The sequence below is a fragment of the Pseudorhodoplanes sp. genome, from assembly GCF_035565855.1.
Lineage (GTDB): Bacteria > Pseudomonadota > Alphaproteobacteria > Rhizobiales > Xanthobacteraceae > Pseudorhodoplanes.
Window position 1 is genome coordinate 1 of record NZ_DATMRX010000228.1, and the last position, 22,480, is coordinate 22,480.

Here is a 22,480-nt window from a genome sequence, read left to right on the forward strand (position 1 = left end):
CGCAACGACCAGAACCACCACAAGCGACGCGGCGATCCACAGGGTGGTGGTCACCATCGATTCAGATTGCCGAGTCTGTTCTTGTGCCATAGGCCGTCTCCATCCTGTGCTGCGGAGGGCCGCACTGCGCGAAGGTCCGGAGCGCCTTCGCAGCTTTGATGCACGCGTATCGGGTAAGACTTTAGTCTAATACACCTCAGAGGGCCGGAAAGCAATCACGGGTTGTATTTCGCGCACGGTTCGCAATCGTGCCGTCGCCAAAGGTGCATGATGCTGTTCAGCCTGCCGGACATACTCGCCCTGTCATTCTTCGTCGCCTGCTGGCTCGGCTACGCCTTCGTGCTGGAATGGACCGAATTCGGCCAGCGCGGCCTGAACTCGCGCATGCACACCTACCGCGATGGCTGGATGCAGGAGATGCTGCGCCGAGACATGCGCATGGTCGACGCGCAGATCATGGCGTCGCTCCAGAACGGCACGGCATTCTTCGCATCGACATCGCTAATCGCGGTCGGCGGCACCCTGACCGTGCTGCGCTCGACCGACGATCTCATCACGATCGTCTCGACACTGCCGTTCGGCGTTCAGACGACGCGGATGCTCTGGGAAATCAAGGTGATCGGCCTTGCGGTCGTCTTCGTCTACGCCTTCTTCAAATTCGCCTGGGCATACCGGCTCTACAACTACGTTGCGATCATGATCGGGGCGATGCCGCCTTCCGCAGAGAAGGACAATCCCGACGCAAGGCGCCATGCGCGAAGGACCAGCAAGCTCTGCGAATCCGCAGGGCGACACTTCAATCGCGGCCAGCGCGCGTTTTTCTTCGCGCTCGGTTATCTCGGATGGTTCGTATCGCCGTGGCTGTTGTTTGCCACGACAGCCGCCATCGTGGTGGTGATGTGGAATCGTCAGTTCACATCGGACGCCAGCCGGTCGATGACCGCAGATTGATCACTCAAGCGCGATCGCGACCCACGCACACGTAACCAGCGCGATGGCAAGCGCAGTCGCGACGTTCAGCAGCAGCAACTCTGCCCGATGCCGTCGGGCTTCGGCTTCCTCGTGACCCTCGACAATGTCGGGCACCTCGGCGATGCCCTGAACCGGGATGACTTTGGCCTCAATCTGCATTCTCGGCGCTCCGCCCTGACGCGCCAATGTCAGCTCAAAATGTTTACGAATTGGTAACCGCAACGGCCGGTTAAGGCCGGCAATTCTCGCGCGCGAGGTCGCACCCGCCTAACCGACGCGGTCCGGGGATCAGCTCGGCGGTCCGTCCGGTCAGCCAGTAGACCAAAAGCCCGGCCCACTCGTGCAAGGCCGCATCCGTCCGCGCCAATCCCCCCGCAAGCGAACCGAAAGGCCCGACGAGGTCGGCGGCCCCGCGGGTGCGGAAGTCGACCGGATAGGCCTCGACGGGAAAACCCGCTGCGCGGAAAACCCCGATCGACCGCGGCATGTGATGCGCCGACGTGACCAGCAGCCAGCGTTCGTTCGGCTTTGGCTGCACCAGCGCCTTCGTGTAGCTCGCGTTCTCGGCGGTGGTGCGGGCGCGATCCTCCAGCACGATGCGAGACGCAGGGATTCCGAAGCTTTCGAACAGCGCCGGAACGGCTTCGGCCTCGGTCGCACCCTGCCAAAGACGACCGCTGCCGCCGGTGAAGACGATGCGCGCCGACGGATAATCGCGCGCGAGTTTCGCAACCACGGTCATCCGTTCCGCGGCCTCGTTCAGGGCGATCTCTTTGCGCGCAGCCGATACGTCCGGGGAGACTGCGCCACCCAGGACGATGATGCCGTCCGGCGCCCGGCCGCGCGCATCCCATTTCGGAAACCGCTCTTCGAGCGACAACATGAGCACGTTTCCGAGCGGAGAAAACCCGACAACGGCAAGCAGCAGCACGGCGCCGATCAGGAGGCCCTGCCCGAACCTGCGATAACGCGTGCACACCAGGACGATGCCGGCGAGCGCCAGAACGATCAGCAGATTGGATGGCAGCGCGAAGAAGCCGAGGACCTTGGACAGGCCGAACATCACCGGTGCTCCCGCCGCCTGCCCGCTACTTTTTCTGGCGTTCCGCCTCGTAGCGCTTCCGAGTCTCTTCGTTCATCGGATAAAGGCCGGGCAGTTTGACGCCTTTCTCCACTTCGCGAACGACCCACTCCTCGTAGGCTTCGTGCTCAAGGCCCTCTTTGGCGATGGTCTCGACCAGAGCCTGCGGGATCACCACCGCGCCGTCATCGTCCGCGACAATGATATCGTTCGGAAAGATCGCGCAGCCGCCGCAACCGATCGGTTCGTTCCAGCCCACGAAGGTCAGTCCGTTCACGGAGGCGGGCGCGGCGATGCCGGAACACCAGACCGGCAGTCCCGTCTTCAGGATGCCGACCTTGTCGCGCATCGCGCCATCGGTCACCAGCGCCTGCACGCCGCGCTTGACCATGCGCATGACGAGGATGTCGCCGAATATTCCGGCATTCTGCACGCCCATCGCATCCGCGATCGCGATGCAGCCTTCCGGCATCGCTTCGATCGCGGCGCGGGTGGAAATGGGCTTGCCCCAGCTTTCCGGCGTTGCGAGGTCCTCGCGCACCGGCACGAAGCGCAGGGTGAAGGCCGGCCCCACGACTCGCTTGCCGCCGGGGACGAGCGGCATCGGTCCCTGCATCCAGCTGTGACGGATGCCGCGCTTGAGCAGCATCGTCGTGATGGTGCCGGTGGTGATGTTGCGAAGATCGTCGAGCGCACTCATTAAATGTTCTCCCGTCTCAGGCGGGCCCGAGATCCATCGCGGCATCGCGTCGTCGCAGATACATGATGAACGGGACCGACAACAGAACCATCCAGGCCTTGCCCACGACCTGTCCGGCGAGAAAGTCGAGTGAGCCGAAAGCCAGCCACAGGAACACGATCGAATCGATCACGAGGCCGACGATGCTTGAAACGATCACCGCGGTGATGAAGCGCCTTTCCTGCAGCGGCGTGTAAACCGCAAGATCGGCGAACTCGGATACGAGGTACGCCGTCGCCGAAGCCATCACGAGAGACAGCGGCGCGACCAGGCCAGAGATGGCGGCGCCGATCAGGATCGCGGCCACCGCCGCGCCCAATCCGAGCCGCCGCTGCACGAGATCGCGCAAGACCAGCGCAATGCCGACCATCAGCACGCCGGACGGCGCCATCAGTCCCGGCGCCACCGGTACGAGGCAAGGGCCGTCACGCCCGCAGACGGTGCCGACATTATAGATCATCCAGTTTGCCACCGGGATGGTCAGGCAAAACAGCGCGAAGAACAGCGACCCTTCGAGCCAGCGGCGTGTCTCGTTCATCATCGACGTGCGCGGTCCTCTCGCCATTTCTTATAGCCGGCCGCCCGCAGCTGGCAGGCCGGACACTCGCCGCAGCCATAGCCCCAGTCGTGACGGTGCGAGCGGTCGCCCAGATAGCAGCTATGGGTGCGCTCGACGACTGTGTCGAGCAGTCCCTCCCCGCCAATGTCCTGCGCCAGCGCGAAGGTCTCCGCCTTGTCCAGCCACATCAGCGGGGTATGCACCACGAACCGGCGGTCCATGCCCAGCGTCAGCGCGACCTGCATCGCCTTGATGGTGTCGTCGCGGCAATCCGGATAGCCGGAATAATCGGTCTCGCACATCCCGGCGACAAGGTGTTTCGCCCCGCGCCGATAGGCGAGCGCCGCGACAAAAGTCAGAAAGACAAGGTTGCGGCCGGGCACGAAAGTGGTGGGCAGCCCGTTATCGGCCATGGCTATTGCGACGTCGCGGGTCAGCGCCGTATCGGAAATCTGTCCTAACACAGCAAGGTCGATGACGTGATCCTCGCCAAGCCGCGCGGCCCAGTCCGGGTTGAGCGCACTGAGCGCGTCACGGATCTCCGGACGCACTGTGAGCTCGACCGCATGGCGCTGGCCATAGTCGAAGCCGACGGTTTCGACCCGCGCGAACCGGTCGAGCGCCCAGGCGAGACACACGGTCGAATCCTGACCACCGGAAAACAGGACGAGCGCGGTCTCGGCGCTCAATCCCATCGCGGCGACCAGGCCCAGTCGACGAGCCGTCCACCGGGATGTGCAAGACCGGTAATCTCGGCCATCTCCGCGTCGGTCAGAGCAAAGTCGAAGATCGCGATGTTCTCGGCGAGCCGCTCCACCTTGCTGGTGCGCGGGATCGCCCCGACACCCTGCTGGATCAGCCAGCGCAGCGAGACCTGCGCGCCGCTTTTGCCATACGCCTTGCCGATGCGCGCCAGCACCGCATCGTTCTTGGCATTGCCCTGCGCGATCGGCGAATAGGCGACCACCGCCATGTGGTGCTTGCGGCAGGCGGCAATCACCTTGGACTGGTCGAGATACGGATGATACTCGATCTGATTGCAGACCAGCCGATCACCTGAAAGCCGGCTCGCCTCCTCGATCAGCGCGACGGTGTAGTTCGAAACGCCGATATGACGCACGAGGCCATCGCGCTTGACGCCAACCAGCGCGTCGATGGTCTCGGACAAGGGCACGCCCTTGTTTGGCCAGTGCAAGAGCAAGAGATCGATCTCGCCGAGGCGCAGCGCTGCGACCGATTCCTTTACCGACCGTTCGAGCAGCCGCGGCGCGAGGTTGTCCGGCGCAATTTTGGTGACGACAAAGACCTCCTCGCGCCTTATGCCGGAGGCGCGAATTCCGTCACCGACCTCGCGCTCGTTGCCGTACATCTGCGCCGTATCGAAATGCCGGTAGCCGAGCCGCACCGCCTGCTCGACGAGCCTCGCGCAATCGCGTCCGCGCAATTCCCATGTTCCAAGCCCAAGGGCCGGAAAATGCGCACCTTTGGCGTCCAGGAAAAGCATCGGACTTCAGCTATCCCATTTTGGCGCTTGCGGCGGATTGACAATGCGGCCGTTCGGCTCGGCGAGATTGCGGATTTCCGTCATTTCCGAGTCCGCCAGCAGGAAGTCGAAGATGTCGACATTGGCCTTGAGCTTCTCGGGCTTGGCCGTGCGCGGGATCGGGATCACGCCTTCCTGCACCAGAAATCTCAGCGCGATCTGCGCCTCGCTCTTGTTATGAGTCTTGGCGATCCGTTCGAGCACGGCGTTGCCCGGAATGCGGCCGCGTCCAAGCGGACAATAGCCGGTCACCGAGATCCCGCGGCCCTTGCAATAGGCATGAATGGTGCGGTGATCGACAAACGGATGCGCTTCGATCTGATTGTTCACGATCGGCTCGTCGGCGAGCTTCTCGGCTTCTTCGAGCAGCGCGATGGTGAAGTTGGCGACGCCGATATGCCGGGTCTGGCCGTTGCGCTTGGCCTTGCACAGCGCCGGAATATAGACCTCCGGTGGAATCTCGGGATGCGGCCAATGGATCAGCAAGAGATCGACATACGGGAGGTCGAGCCGCTTCAGGCTGTTTTCCACTGACTCTTCGAACTCGCCTGGATTGAGTTCGGTATGCCGGACCTTGGTGGTCAGGAAAATCTCATCGCGCGGCACGCCGGATTTACGGATACCCTCCCCGACCTCGGCCTCGTTGCCGTAGAACGCGGCGGTGTCGATATGCCGGTACCCCATCCTGAGCGCGGTGCTGACGGCCTCGACGCAGACGTCGCCTTTCAACGTCATCGTGCCGAGTCCGATCGCTGGAATCCGCGCTCCCTTGACTTCGACCACTGGAACCATGCCGCACGCCCCCTTCTCAATGGCGCGCGAGAATGCCGCGCCGGAAGGCCGCTGCCAAGCATCGTCGACGCCGGCCGGGATAACTTTGGCTCCGCGACGCGGAACGCGGTGTATCTAGTGCTTTTTTTCCAAAACGGAGAAAGCGACCTCGGGAGCGCCTTCGATCACGCGGAGCAAGGCGCGCGCGGGGCCGCGCGGTGTGCGTTTGCCCTGCTCCCAGTTGCGCACCGTTTCGACCGGCACACCGATGCGCGAGGCGAATTCGGCCTGGGTCATGCGCGCAGCGGCACGGATCGCCCGTGCGTAAGCGGCATCACCGCCCGCCGGACCGGGCGCGGCGGGCGCAGCGAATTGCGGGAATTTGCTGGTCTCGGACACGACGCGCTCACTGCCGTCGGGCAGGATTTCCACAATGCGGCCGTCGGCCTTGAGACGCAATCTGAGGTCGGGCTTGCTGGTCATGCCGGAATGATCGGCGCAATCGTTCAATGAACCATTAACGCTGCGACGCGGCCGTTGCACGATGCGTAAGCATCGCGCGTCTTGGCCCGCGCGACTAACGCGTCTTCTCGAAGATCTCGCGCCCGATCAGCATACGTCTGATCTCGCTGGTGCCGGCGCCGATTTCGTAGAGCTTGGCGTCGCGCAACAGGCGGCCGGCGGGAAACTCGTTGATGTAGCCGTTGCCACCGAGCGTCTGGATTGCATCCAACGCAATTTGCGTCGCGCGCTCCGCGGCAAACAGAATAGCGCCGGCTGCGTCCTCGCGCGTCGTGCGCCCATCGTCGCAGGCCTTGGCCACCGCATAGACGTAAGCCTTCGCCGCATTCATCCCGACATACATATCGGCGATCTTCGCCTGCATGAGCTGAAACCGCCCGATCGGCTGGCCGAACTGCTTGCGGTCATGGATATAGGGAATGACGAGATCGATCGCGGCTTGCATCAGGCCCAGTGGACCCGCAGCAAGGACGACCCGCTCGTAATCCAGGCCCGACATCAGGATGTTGACGCCGTTACCGACCGCGCCAACCACATTCTCTTCCGGTACCTCGCAATCCTGAAACACGATCTCGCCGGTGTCGGAGCCGCGCATGCCGAGCTTGTCGAGCTTCTGCGCCGTCGAAAATCCCTTGAACTTCTTCTCGACAATGAATGCGGTGATGCCGCGCGCGCCCGCCGTCACATCGGTCTTGGCATAGACCACGATGGTGTCGGCCAGCGGGCCGTTGGTGATCCACATTTTCGAGCCGTTCAGGATGTACTTGGTGCCCTTCTTGTCGGCGCGCGTGCGCATCGACACGACGTCGGAGCCCGAACCGGGCTCGGACATCGCGAGCGCACCGACATGAGCTCCCGAAATCAGCTTGGGGAGATAGCGCTTCTTCTGATCGGTCGACCCGTTGCGGCGGATCTGGTTCACGCAAAGATTCGAGTGTGCGCCATAGGACAGGCCGACCGAACCGGAGGCGCGTGAGATTTCCTCCATCGCAACGCAATGTTCGAGATAGCCGAGCCCGGATCCGCCCCACTTTTCCTCGACCGTGATGCCGAGCAGTCCGAGATCGCCGAGCTTCGGCCAGAGATCCCGCGGAAATTCGTTCTTCCTGTCGATCTCGTCGGCGCGCGGCGCGATTTTCTGCTGGGCGAAGCGGCGAACGCTGTCGCGCAGCATTTCAACGTCCTCGCCGAGCCCGAAATCGAAACCGTTCCAGGTATTGGAAATCATGGCCGCTCCTCCGAACGGTATATCGGTTCACAGACGCGCTTCTTGCGGCGCGTCGGACGTATTCTCCAGGCAAATCATGGTCGCGAGCATCCGCGCGATCAACTTCGATTGGCTGCGGGCATGTGCTTCCACGTCGACCTCGACCACGGTGAGCGTACGCCCGGACCGCAGCACCTTACCCTTGGCGACGAAGCGGTCCCCGACCGCCGGCGACATCAGGTTGATCTTCAATTCCACGGTCAGTGGCGCCGAGCCTTCCGGCATCAGAGAATAGGCTGAAAATCCGGCCGCAGTATCGGCCAAAGCCGTAGTGACGCCGCCATGCAGAAATCCGCGCTGCTGGCACAGGTCCGGCCGCGCCTTCAAGGCAACGTCGCAGGCGCCAGGCGACAACGCGGCGATCTCGCCGCCGATCAGCGTCATGAAGGTTTGCCGCGCGAAGCTTTCGCGCACGCGCGCTTCCCAATGCGGATTGCGGGGTTTGAACTGGCTCATGAGAACCGACCCTTTCCGGGCGCCGCTTGACCCATACGGTAGCGTATGTTTCAGTACGGTGCCGTATGGAAGGAGTCAAGCGGGATGGCACGAGGCAAGGCGGCCGTGGCAACCGAGGCTGCGCCCCGGAAAGCCGCCCTCGATGCGGCGGCCTGGATTGGCGCAGCGCTCGACGCCCTCGCAACCGACGGGATCGAGGCGGTGCGGATCGAGCCACTGGCGAAAGTGCTGCACGTCACCAAGGGAAGCTTCTACTGGCATTTCGCCGACCGGCGCGCCTTGATCGATGCGATGCTTTCGGACTGGGCCAGTGGCCGGATTGCGGCGATCCGCGAGCAGGCGCCGTCCGACTCCGACCCTGCCCTCGCCCTGCGCCGGCTGGTCGAGCTTTACACGCGGCGGGGCAATGCGCGGGGGCTCGCCATCGAACTCGCGATCCGCGCGCTGGCCCGCAATGACGCCGCCGCAGCCCGCGCCGTGCAGGCGGTGGACGCAGAACGCCTGCGCCTCGTCACGGCGCTTTTCGAACGACTCGGCTGGCCGGAGCGTGATGCGTCGGCGCGAGCGATGATGGTCTACGCCTTCCTGTTCGGGCAAAGCCTGCTCGATCCGAAATCGGTGCGTGCCGGCGACGTTGCGTTGGCGCTTGATTCCCTGCTGGCGCCGCCGCGATAGGCCGTCAGTTCAGGCCGAACCAGAGCGTCGCGATACCGAGAAAGGAGAAGAAGCCGATCACATCGGTGATGGTGGTCACAAATGGACCGGACGACACCGCGGGATCGATGCCGAGCTTGGTCAGGGCGAGCGGGATCGCGATGCCGCCGAGGGCCGCCGCAGCCAGCACGGTGAGCATCGCAAGACCCATCACCAGGAACAGGTCGGTGACGCCGAACCAGGCCACCGCCACTCCACCCATGATGATGGCGAAGCCCAGCCCGTTCATGATGCCGACCAGCAACTCGCGCCGGACGACTCGCAACGCATTGGCATCGGACAATTCGCGGGTGGCAAGCGCGCGCACGGCGACCGTCATGGTTTGCGTCCCCGCATTGCCGCCCATCGAGGCCACGATCGGCATCAGCACGGCGAGCGCGACCATTTTCTCGATGGACGTCGAGAACTCGCCGATCACCCATGCGGCGACCAGGGCGCAAGCGAGATTGACCAGCAGCCAGGGAAATCGTGCCTTCACGATATCCCAGACCGAGTCCGACAATTCTTCGTGGGCGCTGACGCCGCCGAGCGCCTTGATGTCTTCTTCGGCTTCCTGCTCGATGACGTCCACGATGTCGTCGAAGGTCAGTACACCGACCAGGCGGTCTTCCTCGTCCACGACGGGCGCGGCAACGAGGTTGTAGCGTTCGAATTGCCGCGCCACCTCCTCCTGATCCTCGGTGGCACGCACCCGGCGGCGGTCCTCGTCCATGAGCTCGACCACCGGGACGGGCCGTTTCGTGCGCAGCAACCGATCGAGCGCGACCGCGCCGAGGAACTTGCCGTCCGGGTCCGTGATATACAGCTCGTAGAAGCGGTCCGGCAGATTGTCGGTCTCGCGCATGTAGTCGATCGCCTGACCGACCGTCCAGTCGGGCGAGACCGCGATGAATTCGGTCTGCATCCGCCGCCCGGCCGATTCCTCCGGGTACAGGAGGCTGCGTTCCAGCGCGACGCGCTCGACCGGCGGCAGCTTCTCCAGGATCTCGACCTGTTCCTGCCGGTCGAGGTCCTCGAGGATGTAGACCGCGTCGTCCGAATTGAGTTCGCGAACACCCTCGGCGACGGTTTCCGGGGGCAGCTCCTCGAGGATCTCGCCGCGGACGGTCGCGTCGACTTCGGTGAGGGCCGAGAAGTCGAAGTCCTTGCCCATCAATTCGATGAGCTGGGGTCGAAGCTCGGGATCGAGCGCCTCGATCAGGTCGCCGGTATCGGCCTCGTGCAATTCCCGGACGAGATCGCGGACGACAGCGCTGTCATGGTGGCGGACCGCATCGCTAACGCGTTCGATGAAGTCGGCGCGGACCGCGCCCGTTTCATCGCGGAAGGCGTCGGCATTCCCTCGCGGCTCGATGGTCTGATCCCGCGTGGCCACCTGCGCGTCCTGATCGACCATGTTCTCTCCGCAACGCGCCCGTTCGCGACTGCCGCTTCGCGGCTGCCCGCTTGTAGGCGCGGCATTGCACAGTGACAACCGAGAAGCGGCTCATGTCCTCCGGCAAATTGCAGTCCATTGCCGCCGCAAGTCCCGACCCTGCCGAACGCGAGAGTGCAGAAGAGCAGACCGCGCCGCTAGCACTGCAGGGCGTTGCCCGGCCCATACCCTGATGTTTATGCGCAGGACTTTGCCCTTCGTTGACAATCCGGCCTTTTAGTGAGGCTTGATTAAAATTTTAGGCAGTTTGGCGAGCTCTCGTTAGCACCCGCAGCCCTAGCTTCTCCGCGTGTTCAGGACCGAAGAAGTTCGACACCAGGGTTCCACCCAAAGCGACAAACAGAGGATTACCATGATCCGCAAATTCCTCCGCGACGAATCGGGCGCCACGGCCATCGAATATGGTCTGATCGCTGCAGGCATTTCGGTTGCCATCATCGGCGTGGTCACCACGCTCGGCGGGAAGCTGGTCACCACCTTCACCAGCGTCCAGGGCGCGCTGAAGTAAGCTCACCTTAAGACAGCAAGCCAGACATCCTGAAGGGGATCGCCCAGTCGGCGATCCCTTTTTGCTAGGGTGCATTTGCTTACGCAGGTTGGCTCGCCGCAGGGGGCCATCGGCCAAGCCGCAAGGCCCGCCATCCCTCGACGTCGGCGATTGGTACGGCCGAGAGACGGTTCGGCCGGCCTGCGCTCATCTGACCGCCACCATCGTCCAAAGCTGCTGCGCACCGCCGCCGCAGCCGTAGAGAACGAGAACATAGCCAAGCACGCAGAGGTTGTAGGCCCGACCGTCGCCGGTATAGAGGCGACGGCTGCGCTCGCCCGCGAAAGCGGTGACTTTCGCCGCATCTGCCCATATGCGGACGGTCAACGGTGGCGTCAGAATAGTGCAGATCCGTTGCGCGGCCTCGTAAAAGCCTTCCGAAACGAGGGACACATAGCGGCCGGAGCGTCGGAGCAGCCAAAGCGCGCCCCCTAACGTCAGCGCCACGGCAACGGCAAAAGCCATGACGGGCACGGGATTCCAATATCCATAGATCAGTTCGAGCGACATGCCCTGCCATCGCAGCGTCGATGCGAATTGCGGATCGATCGCGGCCGAAATCGGTTCGATCAGCAGCTTCGGGAAAAACGACATGCCAATGATGCCGGCGGCCAGAAGATATTGCGGGACCAACAGAAATACCGGCGCTTCGGCAACGGTGATGTCCGCACTCTTGCGCATGCCGAGAAAGATCGCGTGGATGAAGCGCGCCATGTACAAGAAACCGACGAATGTCGCGAGCAGCGTCATTATTGCCGACGCGGTCCACCCCTTTTCCATCATGGCGCTCAACAACAACCATTTGCCTCCGAATCCTGCGAGCGGCGGCAGACCGGACATTGCGACAACTGCCACGACCGCGAGCACGAACGTCTGCGGCATCGCACACCCAAGACCGCCAAGTTCGGACAGCAGGCGCTTCCCGGATCGCAGGATGATCGCAGCGGCGGCGAGAAAAAGAATTCCCTTCACCAGCAGGTGACTGGCCACGAGATAGAGCGCCGTGACCCAGCCGAGATGGCTCATCAGCGCAATGGCAGCCACGATGTAGCCGATCTGGCTCATGCTGGAATAGGCCAGCATGCGTTTGATGTCGTCCTGACGCACCGCGAGCAATGCACCGACGAGCGTCGTCAGCATGCCGATGGCACCGAGCACATGTGCAAGGCCGAGACCTGCTTGCGATCGGATTGCGACATAGGTCCCCATCAGCAATCCGAAGATCGCGACCTTACTGATCACGGCGGAGAGAAGCGCGGACACGTCGTCGTCTGCCTCTGCGTAGGTCCCCGGCACCCAAACGTGCACGCCGGCCGCGCCGGCCTTGATCAGGAACCCGATTGCGAGCAGCACAAAGACCGCCGGCGCGTCAGGGCCGACGACCCGGAACGCTGACAATGCGAGCGTGCCGGAGGCCGTGTGCATTATCGCGAACCCGGCCAAGAGGAAGAATGCGGCGGCAAGCGAAAACAGCAGATAGCGTAGTGCGTACGGCACTGCCGCGGGCCGTTGCAGGACCAGAAGATAGGAGGAGAGCGTGATCAGCTCCCACACCACGAGAAATTCGAGGCTCGAGTTCGCGCGGGGCAACGCTGCGAGCGAGAGCAGCAATACGGAGAGGAGCGGATAAAACCCTGGACGCGCATCGGATCGGTACAGGCATCCGGCCGAAACCACGAGGCCGCCGCTGAGAAGAACCGCTGCATAGAGCTGGTTCAGCCCGGCCATCTCGCGGATAAGCCATACACCGCCCGCGAGGACGAGGGAGAGTGTGACAAGGCCCTGGATGCGAACCGGCGCGCGCTCCAGAAGGCACATCGCAAGCCCGGCGGCGAGCGGCAGAGCAACCCAGTATGCATCGATGCCAGAAAGCCGGGCAACGATTGCGCCGCTGACGACAAGCAGAACAGCCATGCCAAAGATCGGAACCAATTCCAGAGCTTTGCCCGGCAGCCGCTCGGCCTTCTCCCCGCGGCGCACCGAGCGGCCAAACCATCGATACATATAGGCCGCCTCGAGCAGCGATCCGATCAGCGCCACTGCAATGAAGCCATAACGCTGCTCCGAAGCGAGCGTCTGGATGAATTGCCATTTGGCGAAAAAGCCGGGAAACGGTGGCAGGCCCGTTATGGCTACGATCATGACGCCAAACACTACGACCACGGCCGGACGGTCCGCGATCCGCGACCAGTCGCGGAGTCTTACTGTGCCGACATAGCCCACGAGCCAGAACAGCCCGACCTTCGCGAAAAGGTGATTCACGAACAGACCGCCGATCACGAGCACAATCGTGCTTTCGGCCGCTGTTCCGTGCATTAAGGCGGCGGCCATGGTCATCAACGCCATCTGCCCGATCGAAGAATATCCGAGAAGCCGCGGCACATTGGTTTGACGCAAGCCGATAAGGTTGGAGAAAACAAACGTAACCGCTGCGAGCACGGCGATCAGCGGCAATTGCTGCTCGAACAGTGGAAGCAGCTTGAACAGCGCGAAGAAGACGCCGGCCGAGACGCCACCGGATACCAACGCCGCAACATCCGGGCGCGCTGTTTCGTAAACATCGAGACCCCAGCCATTCGCGGGAAACGGCTTAAGCTCAAGCAGCAGGCAGGCCAGGACAAAGATCAGTCCAGCAATGCCGACGGGCCCTATTATCGTGGAACGGATTGCGATCAGGTCGTCGATGTTAAGCAGTCCCGTTTGCGCATAGAGCAGCATGGTTCCGGTCAGAAAGAAGCCGGACGCAAGCACCGTCGCCATAAGATACTTGAAGGCGGCGGAAAGCGCCGCCGGTGTGTCGCGCAGGCTCAACAACCCGTAAGTGGCGATCGAAACGATTTCGAGAAACACGAAGAGATTGAACAGGTCGCGGGTCATCACCATGCCCTGGATGCCCATGACCGCGAGAAGATACAAAAGCACGATTCCGTATTTCTCGCGCATGACAAACGGCACACCGAACAATGCGAACACATTGATGCTGAAGGCGAAGAGCGCTTCCGGCAGCGCGAGGCGCAGATTAATGGCGAGCGGCGGCGTGGCGCCGCCGGTCAGGATCTCGATAGCAGGCCCACCGTGGGTGAGCCGGAGCAGCGCGATACCGGAAATCAGGGTCATCGCCGCGAGAGCCAATCCAAGAGCGGCTCGAACCAAAACCGGGGCGATAAGATGGAGCAGCGGGACGAGGAACCCGATGGCGAGTGCAATGATGTAAATATTCAGCGGATGAAGGAGGCTCTCTACCATTTCGATTCCGTGAAGGAGTTGATGGAGAGCGTCCTTTTCGTGTCGTACAGACGGATTGCGTAAGCCAGCAACACAGCGGTGACCGCGAGACCGATCACAATCGCGGTCACGACCAGAGCGGACGGGATCGGGTCAACGGCGCGTAGAGGCGCCTCGGCGATGGGAAGGGCGCGGTCGATAATCGGCGCCGTCCCGCCGCGCACGAAGCCGATCGCGACGATCAGGATATGGCTCCCGGTTCCGATCAAGGACAACGAGATAATGATGCGCAGAATATTGCGATGGGTGACAACACCCCAAAAACCGACAAGCATGAGTGCGAGACCGGTCGACAGCACGACAGAAGCAATCATGGTAGATCCTGCGCGGCTTCAGCTTCGGAAGCGATCAACGAGCACACTCAGCTCGCAGCCGACTTTGACTCCCAGAAGTACAGAAAGCACGGGAATCGCGCCCGCGCTGAACAAGGTGCCGAATTCTCCGACCGGAAGAAAACGAGTGTCGAGAAAGCGGCCGGCAAAAACCAGTCCGGCGACGCCGACCAGGACGAACAGGACCCCCGCTATAGATTCGGTAATGCTGAGAAAGGCGACGTTGATGGGTTGGGCCGGGCGCGCAAGCATGAACAGCAATGTCGCTGATGCGATGATGGCTCCCCCCTGGAATCCGCCGCCGGCCGAAATGTGTCCATTCAGGATGATGTAGGCGGCGAAGATCGACATGATCGGTATGAGGATTTGGGCGGAAGTCCTTACGATCTCGGAGGCAGGCGACCCCGCTTCATCACCTACATCCGAGCTGAAAGCGCGGCCCGGTCCGCGGAGAACCATGCCCACACCAACCGCAGCCATGAAAAGCGCGGTCACCTCCCCCAGCGTATCGAAAGCCCTGAACGCGAGCAGAATTCCGCTGACCACATTAGGCGCACCGAGGTCGTGGGGGACCAGCTTCACATAGCTTTCCGCCAAGGGACGCAACGCCTGTTGTTCGCTGTAGCCAATGGCGATGCTCGCGAAGATCATCGCGAACAGAATGACAACCGCCGCGGACAGGATACGTTGCATCAGGCCGCCCTGCCCCGTCTCGCAGTCGCCGTGCCGGCGCGGGGCGGTGTCGTTGCCGGAGGCCGCATCATACGCGCGGCGCGCGCCAGCGCGTGCGAAGACACCGGATTGGTCATGAACACGAAATAGATCAGGATCAGAAGTTTCAGTGTCCACCCCGGATGATAGACGGCGATGCCGATGAGGATAAGGGCATTGCCGAGCGTCGAGGCCTTGGTCCCGGCCTGCATGCGCGTAAAGACGTCCGGCATGCGCAGCATTCCAAGTCCCGCCGAAAAGTGGAAGAAGGCGCCGACCAGAATCAGAATGCTTCCGATCAATTCAGCCATCGGTCATTCCCGCGTGCTTGCGGTTCGTCGGATCGCATAGAGGAATATGACGGTCGACAGGCCGGAGCCGATCGATGCTTCCGTCATCGCCACATCAGGCGCGCCGAGCAGAACGTAGCAAACCGCTGCGAACAGCGTTGCAAGTCCGCCGCTCACCGCGGCCGCCAGCGCGCCCTTCAGGGTGATCGCAAGGATGCCGCTTACCATGATGGCGCCGCATATCAGAAAGACCAGAAGCTCAAGCATCGTTCAAAGCCCGCGCTCGAGGTAGCGCGCTGTGGCGACCACGGCGAGAAAACTGAGAACGCCGTAAACCAGCGCAACATCGAGATAGATGAAGCGCGCGCCGACATGCGCGTAGAGCGCGATCATCGATATCGAGATGACGGTCAGCAGATCGACCGCCGCGATGCGGTCGGCCACTGTCCGCCCGAGAACCAGACGCAACACCGTGAACACGATGGCGAAGAAGATTAACACGCCCGCGAGCAGGAGGATCGTGTCAGCCAAAGGTTCTCTCCAGATCGGGTTCGAATGGACCGACAATAATCCGCGTCGCTTCATCAGGGTCGGTGGTCTGCACATCGAGCCAATGGACCGTGACCGTGTCGCCTTCGAGATCGATGACCAGGGAGCCCGGCGTCAACGCGATCGAGTTGGCAAGTGCAAGCCGTCCGACCGGTGACTTGAGGCGTGTTTTGACCTCAACAATACCCGGATTGATGTCGATGCGCAGCGCATAGACATAGCGCAGCATATTGAGATTGGCGCGCACCAGTTCAGCCGTAAAAACGCAGGTGTAGCGCATGAAATGGAGCAAGCGCCCCGGCGAGAAGCGAATATCGGCCCAGGCTGGAAAGCTGCGCGCGAAGATCACGGCGAGCACTGCGGAGATGAGCGCGCCAGTGAGGATCGATTCGATCGCGAAAGACGAGTTGGCGGCAAACCAGAGGACAAGGAGCAGTAGCCACAGCCACAGAACGCCGCGCGGCACCCTCGACCCGGGATGGTCCGATGCCATGCGCAGCGACACTCCTCACCGCGATTGCGTTAAGCAAGCTTAGGGGCCGCTCCGTTGTAAATCAACCTTGCGGCAAGACCCGTACAAGTCGGCACGCACCTTCCCGAAGCGATTAAGGGGTCATGCGGGACGACGCTTTAAATTTGAAGAGCCGCCAAGGTTAACGCATTGGCCCGAACGTCCACTGCCCGTTGCGGAATTGCCAACCGGCGCCGACGAAGGCGTGCTTTGGATCATAACGTTCCCAGCGACCGGAAACCCAGGAATACTGGCCCTGTCTGCGGTCCCAGGCCCAATGGCCGGGAATATAAGTCCTCTGCGCTGCACGGTCGGCCTGACGCCGCGCCTGCGAACGCGGCACCAGCGGCCGATCAGCTCGTCGTTGTGCTGACATTTGCGCGTCCGCCCGCTCCGCGCCGATGATCAGCGAGGGCCCCGCAGCAACAATCGCAGCCATCAGCAGCCGCACTATACGATGCGCATTCATCACATTGCCGTCGCGGGTGGCGCCTTCGCCATGCGCCGTTCGAGGAAGCCGAACCACATGACGTAGATCGTCGGCAGGAAGATCAGCATCAGAATAGTCGCGACCAGGAGCCCGCCCATGATGGCGAACGCCATTGGTCCCCAGAACAGCGTCGGCGCGATGGGAATAAGGCCGAGCACGGTGGAGATCGCGGTCAGCACCAGCGGCCGCGCGCGCGCCATCGCGGCGTTAATCGCGGCCTGTTCGGGCGATGCCCCCTGAGCGCGCTCCTCGGTGAATTGGGACAGCAAAATCACCGCGTTCTTGGCAATCATTCCAATCAGCGCCAGGATGCCGAGGATTGCGACGAAGCCCAGCGGCCGGTTGAAAATCAGCAATGCCGCCACAACACCGATCAGCCCCAGTGGCAGCAGGATTACCACCATCGCGACTTGCCCGAATTCCTTGAGCTGGATCATCAGTAGCGTCAGCATCACGATGATCATAATCGGCACAACCGCGAACACCGCCGCCTGACTTTCTGCGCTGGTCTCTGCGGTACCACCGAGTTCGATACGATAGCCGGCAGGCAAAGTGCCGTTAAATGTCCCGATCTTCTCGTCCAGCGCCGCAACCACGGTTTCCGGCAGCCAGCCGGATTCGACATCGGCAAGCACCGACAGTGTCGGAACGCGGTCGCGCCGCCAGATTTGCGGCTGCTCTTGTTCGTAGGAGAAAGTTGCAAAGCTCGAAAGAGCTGCCGTGCGTCCACCCGGCACCGGCACCTGTAGTGTTGCCAGCGTATCAAGCGCGATGCGGTCTCGCGCATCCGCTCGCGCGACTACATTGATCAGATAAATGTCGTCGCGAAGCTGCGTAACCGTCGATCCTGAGACCGCGGTGCTTAAGGTATTTGCGAGAGCCTGGCTGGTCAGGCCAAGCCGACGCGCTGAATCCTGGTCGATCTGAATGCGCAATTGCCGTGCCGGCTCGATCCAGTCGAAATGCACGCGCTTCGCTCCAGGATGCGATGCGACAATCTCCGCAAGTTTGAGCGCATTGCTGCGCAGCGTTTCGAGGTCCGGGCCGACCACGCGCCATTGCAGGGGCCATCCGATTGGCGGGCCCATTTCAAGCGGGCTGACCCGCGTGATCGCCTGCGGGAACTGCTCGGTGAGGAACTTGCTGAGATCGCGCTCGAGCCGCAGCCGGGACTCGAGGTTCTTCGCCAGCACGACCATCTGGGAATGATGGTCGCTCGGCGGCAGGATGGCGAGCGGGAGATAAAAGCGGATGACGTTTCGGCCGATATAGGCACTCCAGTAATCGACGTCGTCGCTCTTCTTGAGGAATTTGTCCTCGATGCGTTTGACAGCATCTTCGCTCGCGAAGATCGAGCTCGACCGCGGCAATTGCAGGTCGACGATCAGTTCGTTGCGGTCCGATGGCGGAAAGAATTGTCGATTGATGACCTGAAGGCCGAGGATCGCCACGACAAACAGGGTGATGGTCACCGCGATGGTCAGCCACCGCAGCCGGATCGCGGTGGTGAGCAGCGATCGATAGCAGCGCATGATGCGCCCTGGTTCGTCGCTCGCACCTTGCGCCGGGGGCTTGAGGATGATCGCGCCGATGATCGGCGTGAACATCACCGCGACCAGCCAGGACGCAATCAGCGCGATGGCAACGACGAGGAATAGCGAGATTGTGTATTCTCCGGCCTGGCTTTGCGCGAAGCCGATCGGAATAAAGCCCGCGATGGTGATCAGCGTGCCGATCAGCATCGGCGCGGCAAGCGTGTTGTAGGCGAAGCTGGCCGCCTCATCGATGCTGTCGCCTTTTGCGAGGCGCCGAAGCATCGCGTCGACCGTCGTCATGGCGTCATCGACCAGCAATGCCAGCGCGATGATGAGCGCGCCGAGCGAGACGCGCTGCAGGTCGATACCCATGATCTGCATCACGAGGAACACGACCGCCAGCGTCACCGGGATGGCTATAGCGACCACCGCGCCGGGCCGCAGGCCCAGCATCACCAGGCTGACCGCGAGAATGATCAGCACCGCCTGATACAGCGACGTAGTGAAATCGCCAATGGCGCGGTCCACCACCAATGGCTGGTTGGAAATCTGTGTCGTTTCGATACCGATCGGCAGGTCACGATTGATTACCCGCATCGCAGCGGAGATGTCCCTGCCGAGTTGCAGGATATCGCCGCCCTCCCGCATGGAAATTGCAAGAGCGATCGCTGGCTTGCCGTTTACCCGAAGAAGCGGTTGCGGCGGATCGACGAAGCCTCGCCGCACGCTTGCGATGTCGCCCAGCCGAATGGTGCGCCCACCTGCCACCAGCGATACGTCGAGGATGTCGGTGTATTTGGCAAACGCACCGGACACGCGCAGCGCCAGATTTTCGGTTCCGGTATTGATAACACCGGCCGGACGCACGGTGTTCTGCGCCGCGATCGCCGCAAATATCTGGCCGTAATCGAGCCCCATCGACGCGACGCGGTCCGGCATGAATTCGATGTAAATCTGCTCGTTCTGCTCGCCGACGAATTCGATCTTGGCGATGTCGTGCACGTGGTGCAGCAATTCTGAGCGGACGCCGTCCACATAATCGCGCAGTTCGCGGTCTGAGAACCCGTCGGCGGTGAAGGCATAGATGATTCCGAACACATCGCCGAAGTCGTCATTGAAGAAGGGCCCAAGCACGCCTTGCGGCAGGGTGTGGCGAATATCGCCAATGCCGTTGCGCACCTCTTGCCACACCGCGGGCACCCGATCGGGCGGAAAGGCGCCGTCGAGATCGACGTAGATCGTCACGATGCCCGGCCGCACAATGGAGCGGAGCGCGTCGAGCCCGGTGGTCGTCTGGAGCTGGCGCTCAAGCCGTTCCGCCAGCAGCTTCTGCGTCTCCTCCATGCTCGCGCCGGGCCAAACCGCCGTCACCAGCATGGTCTTGATGGTGAAGCTTGGATCCTCGTCCCGCCCGAGATTGACGAATGCCAGCGCGCCGGCAAGGACGGCAACCAGCATGAAATAGACGGTGATGGACCTGTTCTTGATCGCCCAGGCAGAAAGGTTCGGCCCGATCATGACGCCCCGCCCAGCAGGCGCACCTTCTGACCCGGCCGCAATGCCTGTACGCCGGCGGTGACCACGAGCTCGCCCGGCGCAACACCCTCGGAAACAACCACGGAGCCTGAATTAAAGCGCGCCACTCCGATCGAGCGCAGAGCGACGGTCATGGCCTTGGGATCGACCACCCAGACCGCAGGCTGGCCGTCCCTGCTGGTCAGCGCCGACGCGGGAAGTTCGATACCGGCATGTCGTGCGAAGGTCGCCCGGCCGATGACGGTCGATCCGAGGCGCATCTCTGCCGGCGGATCGATCAGCCCGACACGCACCCGAAAGGTACCAGTCGCGGCGTCGGCGCGTGGTGCAATCTCACGGACGCGGCCCATCGCGGTGACGTCGGGAGAAAGCGACAGCGATACGGTGACCTCGGGATCAGGTTGGCTCGCACCGCGGATATTTGGAGGCACATTGAAGACCGCGTCCTTGCCCTCGTCACGGGCGATCTGCACGATCATGCGACCGGGCTGGACAACTTCACCGGGTTCCGCGCCGCGCGCGGTGACGACACCGGGTGCATCCGCATAGAGTTCGGTATCGTCGAGGCGTTGCGATGCGATCCCGACCTGCGCCTCCGCCGCCTTGACCGCCGCCTGCGCAGTCGTGAAGACCTGCTCGGCGCGCTCGAAGGCAACGCGCGCTGCGATCTGTCGTTCGTAGAGGTGCCGCTGGCGGTCGTAGTTGATCCGAGCCTCGGAGAGTTGGCCGGTCGCCGCCACGAGCGCGGCTTCCGCCGCACGCAGGCCGTTACGCTCGTCCGTTGGATCGAGCCTTGCGATGAGCTGGCCCGCCTTGATGGTATCGCCAACATTCACGGGGCGTTCGGTCAAACGGCCGCCGATGCGAAATGCCAGATCCACCTGCACCTGGCTCTCGACGATGCCGGCAAGCTGGATGTTGTCGCCCGCCTCGCGCTTTTCGATCGTGACGGCTCGAACCGGACGAATTTCCGGTTCGGCCTTGTCCTCCTCGCGCGAACAAGCAAGCAGTAAACAAGGTAGCAGCGCGAACAGCACGAATTTGCTGCGAGCCTTTCGTGGCATCCCGCTCGCGCTGGGCAAAGCCATTGGCCCCTCAATCAATACAGGAAGCGGTGTTGTAGGCTCCAGGCAAACTATGGCGGCTGGAAACGACCATGACCAAACGGCGTCAGCCTCCAGCCCAGACTGACGATGGCTCATACCGCGCAACCCGAGGGACGCCGCACAAAGCCTAGCTGAACAATCATGCCTCGTGTCAAGAAAGATGTTCCCCTGTCCGGACGCCAGGGACTTTCTTCGGCTTCCTGCACTGCACTGGAAACACATGAGTGCAGTGCAGTAGGTCCCGACTGCCTGACGAGGGTCAAAGCGAAGTCACCGCAACCGACTCGCCTCGTTCCTTCGTCCCTTTCGCGAGGATCCCACTTCTCCTCAAGGGCGCGGCCACTGTCAGGATCCCATTTTGGAGCCGCTTGCCCGTGCGATCGAGGCCGGACCGTGCGGCGACCTGACCTTCATCGTAGGCGAGAAGAGCCGACTGCTGACCAAAGATTCGTTTGGCAATTCATTCGGCAGTCACGCGCGCCGCAGGGTCAACAAGTCCGCACATGGCGTACCCAAACTTGCCGCGACGCGAGCCGCGAATAACGGAGCCTCTGGCTCAGATGAACGCCATCGTCGGCTGGACCGGCCCGATCATGGCAATGCAACCTGGGCCTCACCCGGATGCAAGGTGAGGCCTTTAGAGCCAAAAACCGAACGATTTCAATGGTGTTTTTTCTGAATGGTGCGGCCGAGAGGACTCGAACCTCCACGGTGTTACCCGCTGCCACCTCAAGGCAGTGCGTCTACCAATTCCGCCACGGCCGCGTTTGGGTAATGCGCCGGCTGTGCCGGCGTGAGGTCGGGCAGCATGTAACAAATGCCAATCCGACGGACAAGGGCTGTGCGGCCGCTTTCGGCAGGCGCAGAGGCGGAAAACTAGCGCATTTCCGGCGACTTCGGCAGAATCCGCTTCACTTCCACAGCAATCCGATTGCCGTTGACCACCACCGTCCCCTCGGCAATGGGAAGGTTGTTCGCCAGAATCTTGACGTCGTCGTCCTCCCCCGCGTCGAGCTCGATGATGGCGCCGCGGCCGAGACGCAATACTTGGTGGATGGGCATCACGCTGGTCCCGAGCACAACCGAAATATCCAGCGAAACCTTGTCGAGTGTGGGCACCTGATTATCCTTCCAACCGTCCGGGACGCCGGACTGGCTCGTCAGGTCACCATGCTATGGTGAATCAGTGGTTAACGCGCGCAACTTCCTCGTTCCCGGTCTGAGAGCCGCCCCCGGCAGCCCTGCGGTCGATTGGCAGGTCTCTAGGGCGCTCGTCCTCTACCCGGATGCCGTGGCCGCCATGGAGGACCGGGTCGCAGCCATCGCCGAGGGCCGCGCCAATGAACTCGTCTGGCTCCTCGAGCACCCCCCGCTCTACACCGCAGGAACCAGCACGGGCGCGGACGACGTGCTCGACGCCGGATTCCCGGTGCATCGCACCGGCCGCGGCGGCCAGATGACCTATCACGGCCCCGGACAGCGGGTGGTCTATCTGATGCTCGACCTGAAGCGGCGGCGTCAGGACGTGC

Annotated in this window: 26 protein-coding genes and 1 tRNA gene; 4 read left to right on the forward strand and 23 right to left on the reverse strand. The window is 62.5% G+C overall.

Annotated features, from left to right (window positions below):
• Nucleotides 1-267: 267 nt before the first annotated feature.
• Nucleotides 268-951 carry a DUF599 domain-containing protein gene (locus VN004_RS12695; RefSeq protein WP_325610561.1) on the forward strand — a complete coding sequence of 228 codons (684 nt, stop codon included), beginning with the start codon at nucleotides 268-270 and terminating at the stop codon, nucleotides 949-951.
• On the opposite strand, the gene VN004_RS12700 is transcribed toward VN004_RS12695, so the two are convergent.
• The 10 genes from VN004_RS12700 to VN004_RS12745 all read right to left on the reverse strand — a co-directional run bounded on the left by VN004_RS12700 (nucleotide 952) and on the right by VN004_RS12745 (nucleotide 7,910).
• Nucleotides 952-1,131, reverse strand: a complete 180-nt coding sequence (locus tag VN004_RS12700) for a hypothetical protein (protein WP_325610563.1) — start codon at nucleotides 1,129-1,131, stop codon at nucleotides 952-954.
• A 70-nt stretch (nucleotides 1,132-1,201) separates the two neighbouring features.
• Nucleotides 1,202-2,038, reverse strand: coding sequence for a YdcF family protein (locus VN004_RS12705; protein ID WP_325610564.1), 837 nt, complete (start codon nucleotides 2,036-2,038; stop codon nucleotides 1,202-1,204).
• A 22-nt stretch (nucleotides 2,039-2,060) separates the two neighbouring features.
• Nucleotides 2,061-2,753 (reverse strand): ribonuclease activity regulator RraA, encoded by a 693-nt coding sequence (locus tag VN004_RS12710; protein ID WP_325610565.1) that lies wholly within the window; start codon nucleotides 2,751-2,753, stop codon nucleotides 2,061-2,063.
• A gap of 16 nt (nucleotides 2,754-2,769) precedes the next feature.
• Nucleotides 2,770-3,330, reverse strand: coding sequence for a VUT family protein (locus tag VN004_RS12715; protein ID WP_325610566.1), 561 nt, complete (start codon nucleotides 3,328-3,330; stop codon nucleotides 2,770-2,772).
• On the reverse strand, nucleotides 3,330-4,046 hold the full coding sequence (gene queC / locus VN004_RS12720) for a 7-cyano-7-deazaguanine synthase QueC (protein WP_325610567.1): 717 nt from the start codon (nucleotides 4,044-4,046) through the stop codon (nucleotides 3,330-3,332). Before queC ends, VN004_RS12715 begins: the two co-directional genes overlap by 1 nt.
• Nucleotides 4,037-4,855 (reverse strand): aldo/keto reductase, encoded by an 819-nt coding sequence (locus VN004_RS12725; RefSeq protein ID WP_325610568.1) that lies wholly within the window; start codon nucleotides 4,853-4,855, stop codon nucleotides 4,037-4,039. Before VN004_RS12725 ends, queC begins: the two co-directional genes overlap by 10 nt.
• Before the next feature lie 6 nt (nucleotides 4,856-4,861).
• Entirely contained in the window at nucleotides 4,862-5,686 is an 825-nt protein-coding gene (locus VN004_RS12730) for an aldo/keto reductase (RefSeq protein ID WP_325610569.1), read from the reverse strand.
• Nucleotides 5,687-5,800: 114 nt separating this feature from the next.
• Complete coding sequence (locus VN004_RS12735; protein ID WP_325610570.1) at nucleotides 5,801-6,148, reverse strand: helix-turn-helix domain-containing protein; 348 nt, start codon at nucleotides 6,146-6,148, stop codon at nucleotides 5,801-5,803.
• A gap of 94 nt (nucleotides 6,149-6,242) precedes the next feature.
• Nucleotides 6,243-7,415, reverse strand: a complete 1,173-nt coding sequence (locus tag VN004_RS12740; RefSeq protein ID WP_325610571.1) for an isovaleryl-CoA dehydrogenase — start codon at nucleotides 7,413-7,415, stop codon at nucleotides 6,243-6,245.
• A gap of 27 nt (nucleotides 7,416-7,442) precedes the next feature.
• Nucleotides 7,443-7,910 (reverse strand): PaaI family thioesterase, encoded by a 468-nt coding sequence (locus VN004_RS12745; protein ID WP_325610572.1) that lies wholly within the window; start codon nucleotides 7,908-7,910, stop codon nucleotides 7,443-7,445.
• An 84-nt stretch (nucleotides 7,911-7,994) separates the two neighbouring features.
• Between VN004_RS12745 and VN004_RS12750 the strand changes: the two genes are divergently transcribed.
• Entirely contained in the window at nucleotides 7,995-8,585 is a 591-nt protein-coding gene (locus VN004_RS12750) for a TetR/AcrR family transcriptional regulator (protein WP_325610573.1), read from the forward strand.
• A gap of 4 nt (nucleotides 8,586-8,589) precedes the next feature.
• Here the strand turns inward: VN004_RS12750 and mgtE are convergent, their stop codons facing one another.
• Entirely contained in the window at nucleotides 8,590-10,020 is a 1,431-nt protein-coding gene (gene mgtE / locus VN004_RS12755) for a magnesium transporter (RefSeq protein WP_325610574.1), read from the reverse strand.
• 391 nt (nucleotides 10,021-10,411) lie between these two features.
• On the opposite strand from mgtE, the gene VN004_RS12760 reads away from it, so the two are divergent.
• Nucleotides 10,412-10,567 (forward strand): Flp family type IVb pilin, encoded by a 156-nt coding sequence (locus tag VN004_RS12760; protein ID WP_325610575.1) that lies wholly within the window; start codon nucleotides 10,412-10,414, stop codon nucleotides 10,565-10,567.
• A 186-nt stretch (nucleotides 10,568-10,753) separates the two neighbouring features.
• Here VN004_RS12760 and VN004_RS12765 read toward each other — a convergent pair whose 3' ends face one another.
• The 12 genes from VN004_RS12765 to VN004_RS12820 all read right to left on the reverse strand — a co-directional run bounded on the left by VN004_RS12765 (nucleotide 10,754) and on the right by VN004_RS12820 (nucleotide 22,070).
• The gene (locus VN004_RS12765) at nucleotides 10,754-13,852 is read right to left on the reverse strand and encodes a proton-conducting transporter membrane subunit (RefSeq protein ID WP_325610576.1); all 3,099 of its coding nucleotides are present in this window, start codon (nucleotides 13,850-13,852) and stop codon (nucleotides 10,754-10,756) included.
• Nucleotides 13,846-14,205, reverse strand: coding sequence for a cation:proton antiporter subunit C (locus VN004_RS12770; RefSeq protein WP_325610577.1), 360 nt, complete (start codon nucleotides 14,203-14,205; stop codon nucleotides 13,846-13,848). The genes VN004_RS12765 and VN004_RS12770 overlap by 7 nt, the downstream gene beginning before the upstream one ends.
• Nucleotides 14,206-14,223: 18 nt before the next feature.
• Nucleotides 14,224-14,916 carry a hydrogen gas-evolving membrane-bound hydrogenase subunit E gene (gene mbhE, locus VN004_RS12775; protein WP_325610578.1) on the reverse strand — a complete coding sequence of 231 codons (693 nt, stop codon included), beginning with the start codon at nucleotides 14,914-14,916 and terminating at the stop codon, nucleotides 14,224-14,226.
• Nucleotides 14,916-15,245, reverse strand: a complete 330-nt coding sequence (gene mnhG / locus VN004_RS12780) for a monovalent cation/H(+) antiporter subunit G (RefSeq protein WP_325610579.1) — start codon at nucleotides 15,243-15,245, stop codon at nucleotides 14,916-14,918. The genes mbhE and mnhG overlap by 1 nt, the downstream gene beginning before the upstream one ends.
• Nucleotides 15,246-15,248: 3 nt before the next feature.
• Entirely contained in the window at nucleotides 15,249-15,491 is a 243-nt protein-coding gene (locus VN004_RS12785; protein ID WP_325610580.1) for a hydrogenase subunit MbhD domain-containing protein, read from the reverse strand.
• Between the two features lie 3 nt (nucleotides 15,492-15,494).
• Nucleotides 15,495-15,755 (reverse strand): monovalent cation/H+ antiporter complex subunit F, encoded by a 261-nt coding sequence (locus tag VN004_RS12790; RefSeq protein ID WP_325610581.1) that lies wholly within the window; start codon nucleotides 15,753-15,755, stop codon nucleotides 15,495-15,497.
• Nucleotides 15,748-16,278: a Na+/H+ antiporter subunit E gene (locus VN004_RS12795; RefSeq protein WP_325610582.1), complete on the reverse strand. Its 531-nt coding sequence runs from the start codon at nucleotides 16,276-16,278 to the stop codon at nucleotides 15,748-15,750. The genes VN004_RS12790 and VN004_RS12795 overlap by 8 nt, the downstream gene beginning before the upstream one ends.
• A gap of 148 nt (nucleotides 16,279-16,426) precedes the next feature.
• Entirely contained in the window at nucleotides 16,427-16,723 is a 297-nt protein-coding gene (locus tag VN004_RS12800) for a hypothetical protein (protein WP_325610583.1), read from the reverse strand.
• A gap of 29 nt (nucleotides 16,724-16,752) precedes the next feature.
• Nucleotides 16,753-19,827, reverse strand: coding sequence for an efflux RND transporter permease subunit (locus tag VN004_RS12805; RefSeq protein ID WP_325610584.1), 3,075 nt, complete (start codon nucleotides 19,825-19,827; stop codon nucleotides 16,753-16,755).
• On the reverse strand, nucleotides 19,824-20,933 hold the full coding sequence (locus tag VN004_RS12810) for an efflux RND transporter periplasmic adaptor subunit (RefSeq protein ID WP_325610585.1): 1,110 nt from the start codon (nucleotides 20,931-20,933) through the stop codon (nucleotides 19,824-19,826). The genes VN004_RS12805 and VN004_RS12810 overlap by 4 nt, the downstream gene beginning before the upstream one ends.
• Nucleotides 20,934-21,631: 698 nt before the next feature.
• Nucleotides 21,632-21,716 (reverse strand) — tRNA-Leu (locus VN004_RS12815).
• A gap of 111 nt (nucleotides 21,717-21,827) precedes the next feature.
• Nucleotides 21,828-22,070, reverse strand: a complete 243-nt coding sequence (locus tag VN004_RS12820; RefSeq protein WP_325610586.1) for a FliM/FliN family flagellar motor switch protein — start codon at nucleotides 22,068-22,070, stop codon at nucleotides 21,828-21,830.
• 67 nt (nucleotides 22,071-22,137) lie between these two features.
• Between VN004_RS12820 and VN004_RS12825 the strand changes: the two genes are divergently transcribed.
• Nucleotides 22,138-22,480, forward strand: a 343-nt coding sequence (locus VN004_RS12825) for a lipoyl protein ligase domain-containing protein (protein ID WP_414710290.1), incomplete at its 3' end; no start/stop codon positions are given.